Source organism: Reyranella sp. (genome assembly GCF_050185545.1).
Taxonomy (GTDB): Bacteria; Pseudomonadota; Alphaproteobacteria; order Reyranellales; family Reyranellaceae; genus Reyranella.
On sequence record NZ_JBFWZI010000012.1, the window covers coordinates 1 to 14,287 of the forward strand.

General features: G+C 66.3%; 15 protein-coding genes. All 15 read right to left on the minus strand.

Translation table 11 applies throughout. From position 1 onward, the window contains the following. Positions 1-1,254, minus strand: a 1,254-nt coding sequence (locus tag AB7O82_RS05155) for a hypothetical protein (protein WP_428618762.1), incomplete at its 3' end; no start/stop codon positions are given. Positions 1,255-1,257: 3 nt separating this feature from the next. Then, positions 1,258-5,211, minus strand: coding sequence for a tape measure protein (locus AB7O82_RS05160; protein ID WP_428618765.1), 3,954 nt, complete (start codon positions 5,209-5,211; stop codon positions 1,258-1,260). Between the two features lie 24 nt (positions 5,212-5,235). Next, the gene (locus AB7O82_RS05165; protein ID WP_428618768.1) at positions 5,236-5,367 is read right to left on the minus strand and encodes a hypothetical protein; all 132 of its coding nucleotides are present in this window, start codon (positions 5,365-5,367) and stop codon (positions 5,236-5,238) included. Positions 5,368-5,615: 248 nt separating this feature from the next. Next, positions 5,616-6,047, minus strand: coding sequence for a hypothetical protein (locus tag AB7O82_RS05170; RefSeq protein ID WP_428618771.1), 432 nt, complete (start codon positions 6,045-6,047; stop codon positions 5,616-5,618). A gap of 68 nt (positions 6,048-6,115) precedes the next feature. Further along, positions 6,116-6,331 carry a hypothetical protein gene (locus AB7O82_RS05175; protein WP_428618774.1) on the minus strand — a complete coding sequence of 72 codons (216 nt, stop codon included), beginning with the start codon at positions 6,329-6,331 and terminating at the stop codon, positions 6,116-6,118. Positions 6,332-6,345: 14 nt separating this feature from the next. After that, the gene (locus tag AB7O82_RS05180; protein ID WP_428618776.1) at positions 6,346-7,266 is read right to left on the minus strand and encodes a phage tail tube protein; all 921 of its coding nucleotides are present in this window, start codon (positions 7,264-7,266) and stop codon (positions 6,346-6,348) included. Between the two features lie 82 nt (positions 7,267-7,348). Next, positions 7,349-7,801 (minus strand): hypothetical protein, encoded by a 453-nt coding sequence (locus AB7O82_RS05185; protein ID WP_428618777.1) that lies wholly within the window; start codon positions 7,799-7,801, stop codon positions 7,349-7,351. A gap of 7 nt (positions 7,802-7,808) precedes the next feature. Beyond that, positions 7,809-8,528 carry a hypothetical protein gene (locus AB7O82_RS05190; RefSeq protein WP_428618780.1) on the minus strand — a complete coding sequence of 240 codons (720 nt, stop codon included), beginning with the start codon at positions 8,526-8,528 and terminating at the stop codon, positions 7,809-7,811. Between the two features lie 3 nt (positions 8,529-8,531). Then, positions 8,532-10,811 carry a hypothetical protein gene (locus AB7O82_RS05195; RefSeq protein ID WP_428618782.1) on the minus strand — a complete coding sequence of 760 codons (2,280 nt, stop codon included), beginning with the start codon at positions 10,809-10,811 and terminating at the stop codon, positions 8,532-8,534. 3 nt (positions 10,812-10,814) lie between these two features. Beyond that, positions 10,815-11,861 carry a hypothetical protein gene (locus AB7O82_RS05200; RefSeq protein WP_428618785.1) on the minus strand — a complete coding sequence of 349 codons (1,047 nt, stop codon included), beginning with the start codon at positions 11,859-11,861 and terminating at the stop codon, positions 10,815-10,817. A 9-nt stretch (positions 11,862-11,870) separates the two neighbouring features. After that, positions 11,871-12,335, minus strand: coding sequence for a hypothetical protein (locus AB7O82_RS05205; RefSeq protein ID WP_428618787.1), 465 nt, complete (start codon positions 12,333-12,335; stop codon positions 11,871-11,873). Positions 12,336-12,358: 23 nt separating this feature from the next. Further along, a complete protein-coding gene (locus AB7O82_RS05210; protein WP_428618790.1) occupies positions 12,359-12,625 on the minus strand; it encodes a hypothetical protein in 267 nt (88 codons plus the stop codon). Between the two features lie 12 nt (positions 12,626-12,637). Further along, positions 12,638-13,042, minus strand: coding sequence for a hypothetical protein (locus tag AB7O82_RS05215; RefSeq protein ID WP_428618792.1), 405 nt, complete (start codon positions 13,040-13,042; stop codon positions 12,638-12,640). A gap of 101 nt (positions 13,043-13,143) precedes the next feature. Beyond that, entirely contained in the window at positions 13,144-13,722 is a 579-nt protein-coding gene (locus tag AB7O82_RS05220; protein WP_428618794.1) for a hypothetical protein, read from the minus strand. A gap of 101 nt (positions 13,723-13,823) precedes the next feature. Continuing rightward, positions 13,824-14,249, minus strand: coding sequence for a hypothetical protein (locus tag AB7O82_RS05225; RefSeq protein ID WP_428618796.1), 426 nt, complete (start codon positions 14,247-14,249; stop codon positions 13,824-13,826). Positions 14,250-14,287 lie beyond the last annotated feature (38 nt).

Below are 14,287 nucleotides of genomic sequence, written 5' to 3' on the forward strand. Positions count from 1 at the left end.
CGTCGGGTATTTGACTCGGGTCGTCGCCGTCTCCTCGCTCTTCCACTGCGCGTCCTGCGCCAGCAGCTGCGCATCGGCATCGCTCACCGCACCGGCGAGACGGCTGCGATCCAGGACCATGTAGTTGCGTTGGTATGAGACCGATGTCTTCCAACGCGGCGGCTGCACGATCTCCATTGACGGCAGGCCGGTCTGCGTGCCGAAGGTGTGGGTCTTGACCGGGGACGTCACGGGCGCCGACAGGTAACCCAGGACCAGCGCGCCATTGAGATTGACGAACCAGGTGCCGAGGCATCCCGCCATCACCTCGGAAAGCGCTGCCGCCTTGGTCGTCTCCCTGTCCCAGTAGAAGCCGCAGTCGGCGGACTTGGCGGCGTTGAGCGCCGCCAGAGCCGCGCTGTCGACCTGGCCAACGCTCAAGGCCGTGCCGGCGCGCGTGACGATGCGCCTAGCGATGTCGCCGCGCGTGAGGTAGGGGGCCGCGGGCTGCGTGTCGCCGATGAAGTCGACGGTAATCGGCAGGCTGGGCGAGCTGCCGAGCCGGATGAAGCCCGCGGCGAGGCAGACATCGAAGGCGCCCGCTGCCGGGGCGTTGGCGTCGAGATCGGCAAAGGTCGCGCGGTTGGTGCCGAAGGCCAGCGGGTAGCCACCTTCCTTCACCGCGTTGACTTGCCAGATGGCCGAGTCCGAGAGCTGATAAATCCGCTTGGTCGCCACCACGAGAACCGGCGTGACGTTGAACAGCCGGCCGATGCCGTAGGGCTTGATGATGCCGGCCAGCGTGGCATCGCCGTCGGCCCCACCTGTGCCACCGTATCTACTGTCGTGGAGGGCCGCCGTTTCGAGGAGACGAGCGAGGTTGTGGAGACGGATTTCCTTGGCGTTGTGAGCGGGCAACATGCCGGCCGTGGTGAAGGTGGCGACCGTCGTGAAGGTCGAATAGAGCGCCCCGACGGCACCGCGACGCAGCTCCAGGATGCCGCCGTCGAGCACACCGAACAGCAGATTGTCGAGCACGCCCTTCGGATCGAGCAGCACGACGCCGCCGATGCTGCCGCGTGGATTGAGCACCGGCTCAATGCCGTCGAAGATCGAGAGCTGGAAGGTCGGCGGCGCCGCCAGGGTCGGCGGGACATGCCGGCTGGCCGGCGTATCACCACCCGCCGTCGAGCGGCCGTGCGTGCTGGCAATGTAATTCCAGCTGGTCGGCGTCAGCGGCTCACTGAACCGGACCAGATACTCATAGGCCGACATGCATCAGGCGGCGATCTTCATCGCGATGCGCCGCATGAGATCGAGCAACTCGCCGATCTGCGCCTGTTGATCGCCACCGCTGTCGAGCACCCCTTCCATCTTGACGCCAAGCGCGGCGAACTGCTGGCTGACCGTCTCCAGGGCTTGCGTGTTGGCCGCCATCGCCGGCGCCAGGTCGGCGATGTTGCCGCCGTTCGCGGCGTACACGGCCGTGCCGTTGCCGATCAGCTCCTGGCGCAGCGTCTGGTAGGCCATGGTCGACGTGCCGTAGTAGGACATCGCCGCCTGTGCGTACTCGGCGGTGGCTCCCCCGAGGGCGGCGATCGCCGCACTGTCGCCGGCATTGGCCTTGGCCAGGGTCGCCAAATAGGTGCCACGGGTGCCGCTCAGCACGTCGGCGGGATTGGCCCCGGAGAGATCACCATAGGCGAGGCGCCTGATCACGTCCTGCAGCGAGCCCAGCGACTGGCTGGTGAACTGCTCGAGGAGCGCTTTTCTATCCTGGAGGTACTTCTCCTCGATTTTGTTCATGTCGATGAAGAAGGCCTCGACGCCGTCGATGCCGTAGAGATCGGGGCGGGTGTTGAGGGCACGCTGCCAGGCAGAGGCTTCCTTGCGGATCTGCTCGTACTGCCTGTCGAGGGTTTCCAGCCCGATCGTCTTCGGGTCGCGGCTATCGAACGGCGCCATAAAAGCCTTGGCGGCGTCGATGATGGACTTCTCCTTGAACGCCTCGATCTTCGTCACGTCGGCGTCGAGACCGTTGGTCTTGGCGAAGCTCCAGAGCGCCCCAAGGGAGTTGTTGATACCCGCGACGGCCTGCTCGGCCCCGATCGTCGTCTCGCCGAGGTCCTCCATCGCCTTCTGGAAGTCGATGACGCCCTGCACCACGGCGGCGATCTGATCGACCGAGTTTGGCGTCACGCTCTCGAACGTGCGCTTCAGCACCTTGTCGAGCATGGCCGAGGTGGCGACGCCGCCGCCCAGCAACGATGCCAGCGCGGACTGCGCGCCTGCCTGCTCGATCCCGGGCGTGCTGTTACCGCTGCCCTGCCACCACTGCATGCTGCTGCCGCTGGGCGAGATGACGTAGGCCGTCGTCTGGCCTTCGCGGTAGTTCTGCCAGATCGCATTGCCCCAGATCTTGCTATCGTCGATGACGCCGCCGGCGAGCTTGTAGAGTGCCGCCTGCTTGCCCGGGACGCCGTAGCTGCCGGGCGGCTGACCGCCAAACTGGCTGCTCTCGCTGTTGGTGTAGCCCCCCAGTGCGCCGTTCCATGCCCACTGCGTCGACGCACCGACCAGCGGCGGCATCTTGTAGCCGCCACCGAACAGGCCATCGAGCAGGCCGCTGCCACCGAGCAAACCGGCCAGCAAGCCCACGGCGGTGCCGATCGGGCCGAAGGCGGAGCCGATCAGTCCGGCACCGGCCGCGAGGGACATGCCACCGCCGATGATGCCGCCGACGCCGGAGACGATGGAGCCCGGCGAGCCGCCGCCGGAGAAGAGGTTGTAGGCACCGTAACCGATCGAGCCGAACCCACCGATCAGGCCGAGCGGCGTCAGGCCGGCCGCGCCCGCGATGTTCGGTGCCGGCCCGTACATGCCGGCTGCAACCGGCGCAACGCCGGAGAATCCCCCGATGATCGGGGTATTCAACCAGTTGCCGACGCTGCCGAGCCAGCTGCTGCCGCCCGACGCGTTGAACAGGCTGCCGAGGCCGAGCGCGGTTCCCACCCCGCCGAGGCCACCCCCGCCCCCGCCGACCCCCAGGGACGACACGGTCGAGGGCGACAGGATGCCGAGGCTGCCGAGCGCATTGACACCGATCGAGATGATCGGACGCACGGTTGCCAAAGCCAAAAGCTCGGCGATCATCTTGCGCACGGTCACCTTCAGGGTCTCGCCGAGGCTTTGAAGGTTGACTTGGCCGGATCGCAGGATCTCCTCGAAGGTGCTGGCCGCGGTCGACTGGATCTCACGCCAGGCCTGCTTCCAAGGCTCCATCCAGAGTTCTGTTGCCTGCTTCAGCTCCTCGGCCTGGATCTTCAGGCGCTCATTGGTCTCGATCGCTGAGCGGCGGTTCTCGACATCCTGGGCCGTGAGCGCCGTGCCGGCTTTCTCGGCCTCCTGGCGCGCCTTGATGACGGCCAGCTCGCGCGCCTGTACCTCCGGCAGTTCGTTCCTGAGGTCGATCTGCGCCTGCAGGATGACGTTCTGCTTCTGCAGCTCGGTAGTTGCGACGTTGAAGGCCTCGGCCGCCTTGCCCTGCGCGATGTCGAGCAGGAGGTTCCGAACGGTCGTGAGTCGCGGATCGCTCTCCTTCAAGCGGGCATTGAAGATGTCGTAAAGCTTCTGGGTGGCGTCGAGGGTCGCCTGCTGCTCCTGGAACGCGACGTCGCCGGCGCGCGCCGCCGCCGTCATGGCGTTCTGGGCGTCCCGGCTGATCGTGAGCTGCTCGGTCAGCTCTTTGTACTTGTCGGCGGCGCCCTGGCCCTTCTTGTCGCCGGGCGAGGTCGCCGGCGTTGACGGCGGCATACCACCGCCGGTCAACGTGTCGATGCCGCTGAGGAAGTCGCCGGCCGTGGCAATTTCGCGCCTGACCGCGCGACGCTGCTCGAGTTCGGCCCGGTAGTCGCGGATCCCGCCGAACAGGTCTCGGGTGCTTTGGCGAAGGACCTGCTCGTTGGCCATGGCGACGGATGGTTCCAGGGCGAGGCCGCCGGGTGGGCCGCCGCCAACCCGTCCCAGCCTGATCGGATCGTAGAGGTTGACCGTCCCGCCTCCGAACCACGACGGCCTGGGAATCGAGGACAAGGCGTTGAGACCCTTCTCCACGGCTTCCAGCACGGCGTTCATCGCATCGACGAAGATTTGCCGGAGGTCTTCGCCGATGCCGGTGAAAGTGTCGATAAGGCGGCCACGTGCGGCGGCGCCATGGACGTTGAGGTCGTAGAACGCCTGCTGCGCGACGGCCGTCCAGTCGCCGATCGTCGTCGTTGCCGCCGAGAGTGCCGGGCCGATCTGCCGGAAGCCCTGCGCCAGGAGCGCAGCACGCACCGTCAGGCCATCGATCATGCGGCCGACGAAGTCGAAGTCGCCGTCCTTCGCGGCCCGGGTCAGGCTGGCCAGCGCTTCGCCGAGAACGGTGCCAAGTAGGCCAATGGCGCCGCCAATTTTGGTCGACTTATCGATCTCACCGGCGAACTGAACCCATTGGTTCTTCAGAACCGTGAAACCGCCGCCGATGGTGAGCGTAGAAGCCTGCGCTTGGACCTCGGTTTCTTTGAATCCCTTGAGAAGACCCTCGAAGAACGCCTGCGATGTGACCTTTCCGTCGGTGACCGCGGTCCGGAGCTTGCCAACACTGCCTTCCATGCCGGCCATGCCGCGGGCCGCGGCCTGGGCGATCGGGAAAGCGCCCTCCAGGATGGAGTTGAACTCCTCTGCCCTGACGACGCCGGCTGCCATGGCCTGCGACAGTTGCAGAAGAGCGCCGGACGCCTGCTCCGTTGATCCGCCCTGGACGCGCAGAGCCGCCGAGACACCCTCGACGAACTTGAGCATCTGGTCCTGGGAGGTGCCGAGTTCGCGGCTCGCCATGCCCAGACGGCTGTAGAGCTGGCCGAGAGCGCCGACTTCCACCCCGTTCTTGCTGGCAATCTGGAATAGACGGTCCTGGACGTTGACCAGGTTCTGGCCTTCGAGGCCGGCCACCTTCATCGCATTCTGCAGCTGCGTGAACGTGTCGATCGCCTGGACCAGCTCGCGGACGGCAAGGGCCGCAGCAAGAGCGGCGAAGGCGCGCTTGAAGGTCGACTCGAGGGCGCTGACGGCCGACGAAAGAGACCCCGCGCTGCGCTCGATGTCCTGCATCGCGCGCCGCGCGGCATCCCGTCCGTCGACTGCCTTGGAGCTGTCGATGACCAGCCGGATGATCTTGACTTCATCGGCCATACGGCAGTCCGTGTTGTCGATTGCTCACTGACGGAGGCGCCTCAACGCGTCGGCGATGTCTTGCGACTGCTGACGCCGGCTCTCTTCCCAGTCGATGTCCTCCAGTCCGGCGACGATCTCGACGAATTCGTCGAGGTCATCGCCCTCGAAGCCCAACCTTTCGCCCTCCGCACGGATGCTTTGGCGCGGCGTCTTCTGCTGCAGGAGCAGCGCACCCGACATGCCGAGCGAATGCGAGAGGTATGGCCTGTCACGTCGCAAGTACGCCCAGGCGTCGTAGTAAAGCTGCTCGTCTGGGGACAGATATGGCCGGGACAGCAGCTGTTCGGTGCCCCAGTCGTCGCCCTGCCGGGCGATCAGGTGCCACTTCGGGACATCAGCGGCGTGCTGGATGTCCCAGCGGATCAGTTTCCCACGGATTCACGCACGGCCTGGGCGCGTGCGCCGCGGAAGTTCTTGGTGTCTCGCACCAACTCGAGCACGGCGAGGTAGGCGTCGTCGGATTGCCGGAAGTAGCTCTGGCAGGCGTCGAGCGAGAACGGCACGTCCTCGTCGTTCTCGCCCGGAATGTCCCGCCAGCCGATGACGAAGAGCCTGGGCAGCCACTCGTCGAATAACTGCTTCTGGCGCTTCGGCGAGGCGCCGGCGCGTGTCAGGCGGTTGACCTCTGCGGTGTAGTCGTCGCCGAACTCGACCCAGCGCGAATTGGCGTCGCTCATGCACAGGACTTGCAGCTTGACGCCGTCGGGCAGCCCAAGCTCGGTGCCGATCACACCCTCGATCTCGCGATTGCGTTGGCTCTTCTTGATGTTTCGGAAGCGGAACTCTTCGACCATGTCGGTTCTTCTTCTGATAGTGAGAAGGAGTGGGACTGCCGCTCTCGAACGGGCGGCATTCACGAGGACTACGGCGTCGGAGCGGGTTCGGGCTCCGGCTCAGGGTCCGCGTCGATCGCTTCCATGATCTCGACGAGGCCGGCGGCCTCCCATTGCTGGGCCACGTCGAGGGGAACTGTCGGTGTCTGACCGATGGTGAACCGCTCCTGGCGTTCCCTGTCCTCCCCGATCGGCACCTCGCGATGGAACTTCGCGATGACCTTGACCTTCGCCTGTGCTGCCATCTGCTTTCCCCAAATCAGGCCACGTTGCGGATCAGCTTCATCGCGTTCGCATCCGTGGCGTAGTACTTGCCCATGAAGTTGACGGTGACCTCGTCCGAGCCGCGCGATGCCTTGTCCGGCACCGCGGGGTTCCAGACGTCGAGATTCGGCAGCTGCAGCTGGTCCTTGTTGTTGGCGACGCTGCCGATCGTGAAATCGATCACCTGGCCGCCCGCGAACGTCTTGAAGGCGTCGTAGTCGGCGAGCGCCTTGAGGTAGAACGAGAACGAGCCCGAGACATCGAACTGCCCGAGCGGCATCTGCTGGGGCTTGTCGGAGCCGAAGCCGTATTCCAGGTCGATGCTGTTGGTGACCGTCATGTTGAAGGCGGTCGCGATCGGGCCCGTGACGCCGCAGAGGTTGTTGATGAGGACGGCCGGCGACGACACCGGATCGTGGCCCGGCGTCGGCGAGGCATAGGTCGAGGAAGCGATTGCCGTCGTGCCGGTCGTGTGATCCTTGGCGTAACCAGTGAACGAGACCGTGCCAGGACCACCGATGCGCCACGCAAACTGCGCTGTGTTTACCAGGATGCCCGGGAAGCGCCGATAGACGCTGGTAGCGCCGACGTGCTTGATCTCCATCGCGAAGGGCTGGATGGTCGAGGCGTTCTTGAGCTGGTTCGTCGCCCAGGCATTGCACAGGAGGCCTTCGAGCCAGATGTCGAGCGCCGAGTCGCGGGCCCAGGCGAACTCGGCGGAGACCTCGAACCGCGTGTTCTCCTGCACCATCGCGGCAGCCATGCGGTGCGGCGTGCGTTCCGGCGATCGGCTGCGGCCGTTGATGCCGACACCGTCGGCGCGGGTCTCGCGGCAGATCTTCCAGGCCGGCGTGGGCGGGATCGTGCCCCACACCGTCTCCTTCACGACAGCGGTCTGCCGCAAGGCATTGTCCATGGCGCTTGCCTCTCCTCAGGGCACAAAAAAGCCGCCCGAGAGGGCGGCTGGTGGATGCGCTGGCGGTCGCGAACGGTCGGCTTCAGCCGACGTGATAGAGCTCGTAGTCGATGGCCATGGACTCGGTCCAAAGGCCGCCCTTCTTGTCGCCGCCGCCCATGCGGATCGGCTCGAACAGGGTCACGGTGCGACCTGCCGCTTCGAAGGTACTGTGATCCGTCCGCAACGCTTCGAGCAGCAGCCAGGCATAGCGACCCGCGGCCTTCTGGTGCTCGCTCAGCGGCATGTTGAAGTTGATCGTGATCTGGCCGGTTTCGAGCTGGTGGTTCTGCCTCGGTGCTCCCCACGAAGCCTGCTTCTCGCCGCCTGAGATGATCTCGAAGTCGATGTAAGGCGCGCCGGCATCTGGGCTGACGCCGGTGTTGCGCGTGTCGACCACGCGCCACGGGTCGACGATGCCGACGATCCCGGCCACCTTCTCCAGGTGCGCCAGGAAGGCATCGTGCAGCGGATCGCCCACCTCGCCTGTCGACATAGCCGCCTCAGCTCACCTGGCTGGGTCTTACGAACAGTTGAAGCGCCGGGTACACTTGGTCGCGCAGCACTTTCGGCCGCTTCGGCCCATCGACGATCCTGCCCTTGATCTTGCGGCGACCACCGACCTGGCCAAGCACCTTTGCGCCGAGATTGAGCTTCACCAGCTTGTAGTCGACATAGACCGACCGGCTGTAGCGCTGCACGATCATGCGCAACACCGGCCGATAGATGCCGCCCGGCGCCTGGCGGCTCGAGCCGCGCCGCCGCTGGCGGCCGGTGCGCTGGTTTGCGGTCGCGCTCTCCAGCTTGCGGGCATAGATGCGAACGTTGACGAGCTGGATGCGATCGCCTCCCCTCACCCGCTGCAGCGCGGGGCGCCAGGGACCCTTCACCTCAACGTCGTTGATGAGGAGCCGGTGATCGTCGCGATAGTGGCCGCCCTCCTCCGGCCCGATCGGGCTGCGCCGCACGAGTTCGGCGTGTGCCAGCATGACCAGGTCGGCGATGTCGGCCCGCGCGACGAACTCGATCTTGCCGAAGGGCCGCACCTGTTTCGGATCCCGGCCCACCACGCCGTCGGTGATGACGACCGGTTGCGGGTCGAACCCTCGGCGAACCTCGGCCGTGAGGGCTCGCGGCCAGAGATCCTGCATGTTCGCCTGGACCCACTCGCCGATGCTCCGATCGAGTTGCGGCAGGGACGGGCCTTCGACATGTACCGGCATCGATTACCCCGCGACCATCAGGATGTAGCCCTCGATGCGCCGGCCCTTCAGGAGCGGTTTCACGTCGAGGACCTTGCAGGTCCGCCCGTTGATCGTGATGCGATCGCCAGGGAACGGCGTTCGGAGCTTCCAGCTCGACGCGATCAACTCGTGTGGTCGGATCCTCACCCTGAACACCTGGTGCTCCCCGGCGTTCGTGGTCGCCTCCGTGCTACCAGGGGTTCGCTTGGCCCGGAGCGCGACGATCTCGCTTTCGCCAGGCCGCGCATAGGCAGCAAGATCCCCTACCTTCCCAAGGCTGCGCGCATACACAGTCAGGTGCGGCCGCCAGTAGACCGTCGCCCAGCCTTCTGACGTGACGTCGGCGATCGTGAGCGCCGCGTCCGCCGCAATCAGCGTCAGGGCCGTCGCCGACAGCGTGACGTTCTCGAACGTGCCGACGAATGACGCCAAACCCCAGCGCTGGAGCGTCGACGTCAGCGTGATGGTGTCAACATCTAGTGCTGACGAAGCCTGGACCAGCGCCGCGGCCGAGGCCGCCAGCAAGACATCATTCACTGCGACATCGGACTGGCCAGCCACCATCGTGGCAGCAGCTCCCATCAGTCCGACATCGTCAATCGCCAAGCTTGCAACCGCAGGCGCCACGCGCTGCCCAAATGCCGACAGTGTGATGTCGTCAAGGGCCAACACTGCCTGGCCGGCGACCGGCGCTATCGCTGCAGCCGACAACTCGATGTCGCCGGAGGGCAGAGTGGCAGTGCCGGCAATCCCGGTTACCATCGCCGCTGCCAGTGTCACGTCGAGGAAGGCCAAGTCGGCCGTCCCCTCGATCGGAGCGCTTGCCGTCGCCAGCAAAGTGATGGCATCGACCGACGCGCTGGCCGATGCCGACGTCGTGACCGTGAAGACCGACGACAGGCTCGCGTCGTCCAGGGTTCCGACGAGCCCGCCCACCACGGGAATCAGACCCGCCGCCGACAGCACGACATCGCCGACCTGAGACGCGGCCGTGCCGACGATCGACGTAACGGCCTCGGCCAGCAAAGCGATATCAGCAACGCCGAGGTCAGCCACTGCCGCTACCGGAACGCTGGCCATAGCCGACAGCGTCGTCTCGTCGACCGCCACGTCGGCCGACGCCGGGGTCGCGACCGTGAAGGTCGACGACAATGTCACGTCGTCCAGCGGCTCGACGAGTGCGCCGACGACGGGAGCCTGCGCAGAAGCCGTCAGCGTGATATCGTCGACGGTCGCCAAGGCTGCGGCCAGATCGAGATTGGTGCCGTTGGCCGCCAGCACGACGTCGTCGAGCGCCAAGGCGAGGCCCGCCACAACGCCGATTTGGCTCACAGCCGACAGCGTCGTGTCAGCAACGTCGAGGCTTGCGGCTGCCGCCACGCTGGCTGTCGCCGACGCGACTAGTGCGACATCGGCGACCGACGCAGTCGCCGTGCCAACGACCGGCACCGCGGCCGTCGCCGCCAGCGCTACGTCAGCAAGGACCTGGTCGAGCGAGGCGAACGCAGAAGCACCAACGCAGAGAGCTGCTTCGAGGGTGAAGTCGTCAATAGCACGTTCAGTGGCCGCGGCGATCGCCATGGTAGCGGAAGCGGCGAACGTGATGTCGTCGAGCGCGGAGTCGGCCGACGCAGTCATTACCACTGTAGTCGTTGCGGCCACCGCAACATCGGCCACGTCGAGGTTCGCCGCAGCGGTCAGTGCAACAGCGGCCGTCGCCGGGAGGAGCACGACGTCGTTAAGGTCGAGGTCCGCCGCAGCAGCAATCGACGCCGTCGCCGCGGCGGTAAGGCCGACGTCGTCGACGGTGACGGCGACGGTACCCCGCACCAGCGCCGCCGCCGTGGCCTGCAGGGCTACATCGTCGAGGGCGACGGTCAGCGCCGCATTGAAGTTCGTACTGGCGATGACATGGAACGCCAGGTGCTGGTAGTGCCGGCGCGTCGCCGCCCAGGCGCGGTGCAAGCGCGCCTCCCGATGCCGCCAGGCCGTCCGCCTCTCGATCGCGATCTCGGCGGCCCGCGCGCGCCGCAGCGTTTCTGCGACGACGTTCGCTTCGCGCCGGCGAACGACGTGCTTGATCGCCGGCGCCGACGCCCGCCGTCCCTTCCGCTTCAGCCAGGCCTGGCGCTGTTCGGCCCGGACCGACGCCGCCTCCGATGGGCGTCCACGGACGACAGCAATGGCCTCACTGCGCTCGCGCGCCAGCCTGTTGACGATCGGCGCGGACGAGGGCCGGCGGAAGACGTAGCCCTTGGCCATGCGCTAACGCCTGATGTAGGCGCGTCGCGCCGGCCCGCCGGCGAAGGGAAACACCGGCGGCGCCGTGATCGTCCAGCCGCTGTTGCCGCCGCCGTCCATCGAGTTCGTCGCCGTGAAGGACGCCCCGCCTGAGGCGTGCGAGTCCCTTAGATCAACCCAATCACAGACCACGCTGCCGGTTGCCTTGACCAGGTTCCAGGAGGCGCCGTCCGCCTGGCTCCGGAGCGTCGTCTTGGCCGACCCGCCGGTGCCACCCAACGTAAACGTCGACACCGTCTGGGTGGAACCTCCGGCAAAGTGGATCGTGTGCAGCCCCGCATCCGACTTTAAGTCGTTGAACGTGTTCGAACCGTTGACAAAGAGGGTGCCGGTGTAGGCTCCTGCAAACCAGACGTCGTTGTAGGTCTTGCCACCCCCGTTGAAGGTCCGCGCCGCGGCGGAGGTGTTGGTGAACTTGATCGTCGAGGTCCCGGCCGACAGGGCGCCGAGCATGTCCCAGGCCGATGCGCCGCCGACATCCACACCAGTGACCTGCACCAGAGAAGCGCCCAGCGTGAGGCTGGCACCTGACGCGACCTTGACCCGCGTTGCCGAGACACCGTATCCGCCGGTATCGAGAGTCCCGGATACGACATTTAGGACGGCGGTCGAGATGAGCGCTACGTCGAGGGTGACCGTCCCCGTCTCGATCTGGACACCAGGGACGCTATCGTAAATCCTGTGAGTGCCCGACTTCAGGATGAACACATAGTCGGGAGCCGGGTTGATGACGGTGCAGCGGAATATCTGGCCGCCGCCGCTGTTGATCGTCAGCCGATAGGTGTTCTGGCAGTTCAGTTGCCAATACGGTCCCCCGGATCCAACGAAGCTTGCGCATACGGCATCAGCCGTCAGGCGGATCGCGTCGGAAATCAGATTGGAGTTGTTGTCGAGACGGACGTCGTCCGACGCCGTCGGCACGCTGGCGCCACCCGCCCCTCCACTCGAGGTCGACCAGTGCGCGGTGTCGGACCAATCGCCTGCACCGCCGACCCAATAGCGAAAGGCCATCGCGCGCCTCTACAAGCCGATCTCTTCCCAGGTGATGAAGCCCGATACGGTCATCGACCCCGACGGCGCGTTCGGCAGGTCGACGATGATGCCGGTGCCGGGCGCAAAGTAGAGCCGATCCTCGGGCGCCGGCATGTAGAACCATCCGTTCAGCAGCTGCCAAGTCTTGGAGAGCAGCGTCGTGATCGTGCCGGCCGAGGCCTGCGTCGTGTCGTTCATGCGGGCAGTGACGCCCGAGCTGGCGCCACCTGGCGAATGCAGGACGGCAGTCGCCACCGAGCCGCCGGAGCCCTGGGTCACGGTCACGGTATGGCGCTTGATGCGGACCTCGCGCGCCTCGACCGCGATCAGGCCCTTCTGGTCGAGCTCGATGTGGTGAAGGATCAGGGGGTATGCAGCACCTGCCTTGATGTGCCAGAGGTCCTGCGCCTGCGACACGGCAATGGCGTGCATCGGCACGGTGAAGATGGCCATGGTCTAGTTTGCCCTCCGTGAGATCAGCCGAGGCCGGCGAGTGTCTCGACGAGCGCATCGCGCTTGGCCTCGACGACGGTCTTTAGGTAGCCGTAAAGGCCCGCCGTCTCGTCGACGTCGAGCGTGATCTCGGCCCGGACAAAAGAGCCGTCGGCGCGATCACCGGAGAGCCGGACCAGCGGGATCGCCTCGGCGATCCGGGCGTCGAGATCGGCGATCGCTTCGTTGGCCTTCCGGATCGCAGCCGCGACCGCGCCGGCCTGCTCGGCTTGTTCGACAGTGAGTGCCATGGGCGCCCCGCTCTATGGATTGCCGGCGTTGAAGGTCCACGCCGTGATGGTGATCTGCTGGTGCTGATTGACGTTGACGTTGTCGACCGTCATCTCGCCACCGCCGCCGGTGTTGGTGACGCTGCCCTGGAGCATGCAGTTGCCGCCACTGTCGTAGAGGCGAAAGTGTCCGATGATGCCGTCGGCATCGGCGTCGGTGTCCTGCCAGGTCCCGGACTTCACCTTCTGGCCGCCCGCGGCAGCGGCCAGCCAGTCCGAGGGCAGGTTGATCGTCGCCACCACCGTGCCGGAGTCAGGGTCCGCCGCGGCAGTCGGCTTGGCGCCGGTTCGCAGCTTCAGCACCGGACTGGTGCCGATGAAGGCCTCGATGGAGTCGAGCATCGCATTGCGCAGCCCGACGATGAAGTTCATCGCCATTGCATGTGTCCTGTCGTGTTCGGAGGAAGGGGGCCCGTCGCGAGCGCGTCCCTGCGCAACGCGCAGGCACGGTGACGGCCGGATAGAGAGAGTAAGAGCGCTTAGACTGAGAAGTGCCGGTATGGCGCCAGCGCGGTCTCGACCTGGATCAGGAGCCCCGAGCTGCCGATGCTGTTGCCGCCGGGCACGTTGAAGCTCACCTGCTCGAGATCAGGCGTCGTGTAGGAGCGCACTCCGGGATCACGCCCGGCCGCGAGGGCGACATACCTGGCCTGCTCAGCGGCGGCGGCCGCCAGGTCGGCCGGCGCCTCGTCGGGCAAGGTCCAGCCCGCCCGGTACTCGACCACGATCTTGCCGATCGCCCAGGGCGCCGGCGCATCGGCGACGAGGCGCAGCAGGATACTCCCCGTTGTGAGCCGGAAGTCGGCGTCGGGGTCGAGCGCGACCCCCGATTCCACCACCGACTCGATCTCGGTGATGGGGACGCGCCAGGGCAGCAGGAGCCGAGGAGGCCGTTCACGTCGACTTGTGGGCCAGGTCGTCCGCAGGCCCTCGGCCGCAAAGGTGGGAGGCGTGCCGCGTACATCGACGGCCAGGTTGGCGAAGCGCGCCATACTGGCCGTCACCTGGTCGATGATGGCAGCCAGGACAGTTTCCGAGACCACCGCATCGTCTGACATCGTCGCGCGTACGGCTTCCACGGTAGTGAGACGACGGGCCTCGACGGTAAGAGCAGGCTCTATCACCTCAAGGATCGGGTCGTGCACGGCACGTCGGCCGATCAGCCCGGCGGGTTGGGCGTCGGTGCGTTGCGCGGATGCCCCAGGATCCAGACTCCGGCGATGAAGGCGTTGCCGCTGTTGGCCGCCGGGGTGATCGTCACGCGGGCGTAGCGCTTGGAGGTGCGCAGGCCGATCTTGAACACCTTGTCGTCGTCGCCGAACGCGAAGCTCGCCTGGTTCTCCAGGCCGAGCAGCTGATCGTCCGGCACGGCGGCCGCGTCCGACAGGTTGGCCGCATCGCCGTGCTCGACCAGCGTCGCAAACGTCGCATCGGCGTCCGCCAGAGACCCGGTTAGGATGACGAACTCGGCAGCATCGTGGCCGGCAAGGTCGACGATCTGCGACACGAACGGCGTGTTGTCGACGACGGCAGCGGCGGGGCTGATCCCTCGCCTGGGATGAATGTTGTTGTGCAGATCCTGCATCCGACAGTCCTTCTAGAGAGGGTCCTGAATCAAGAAGG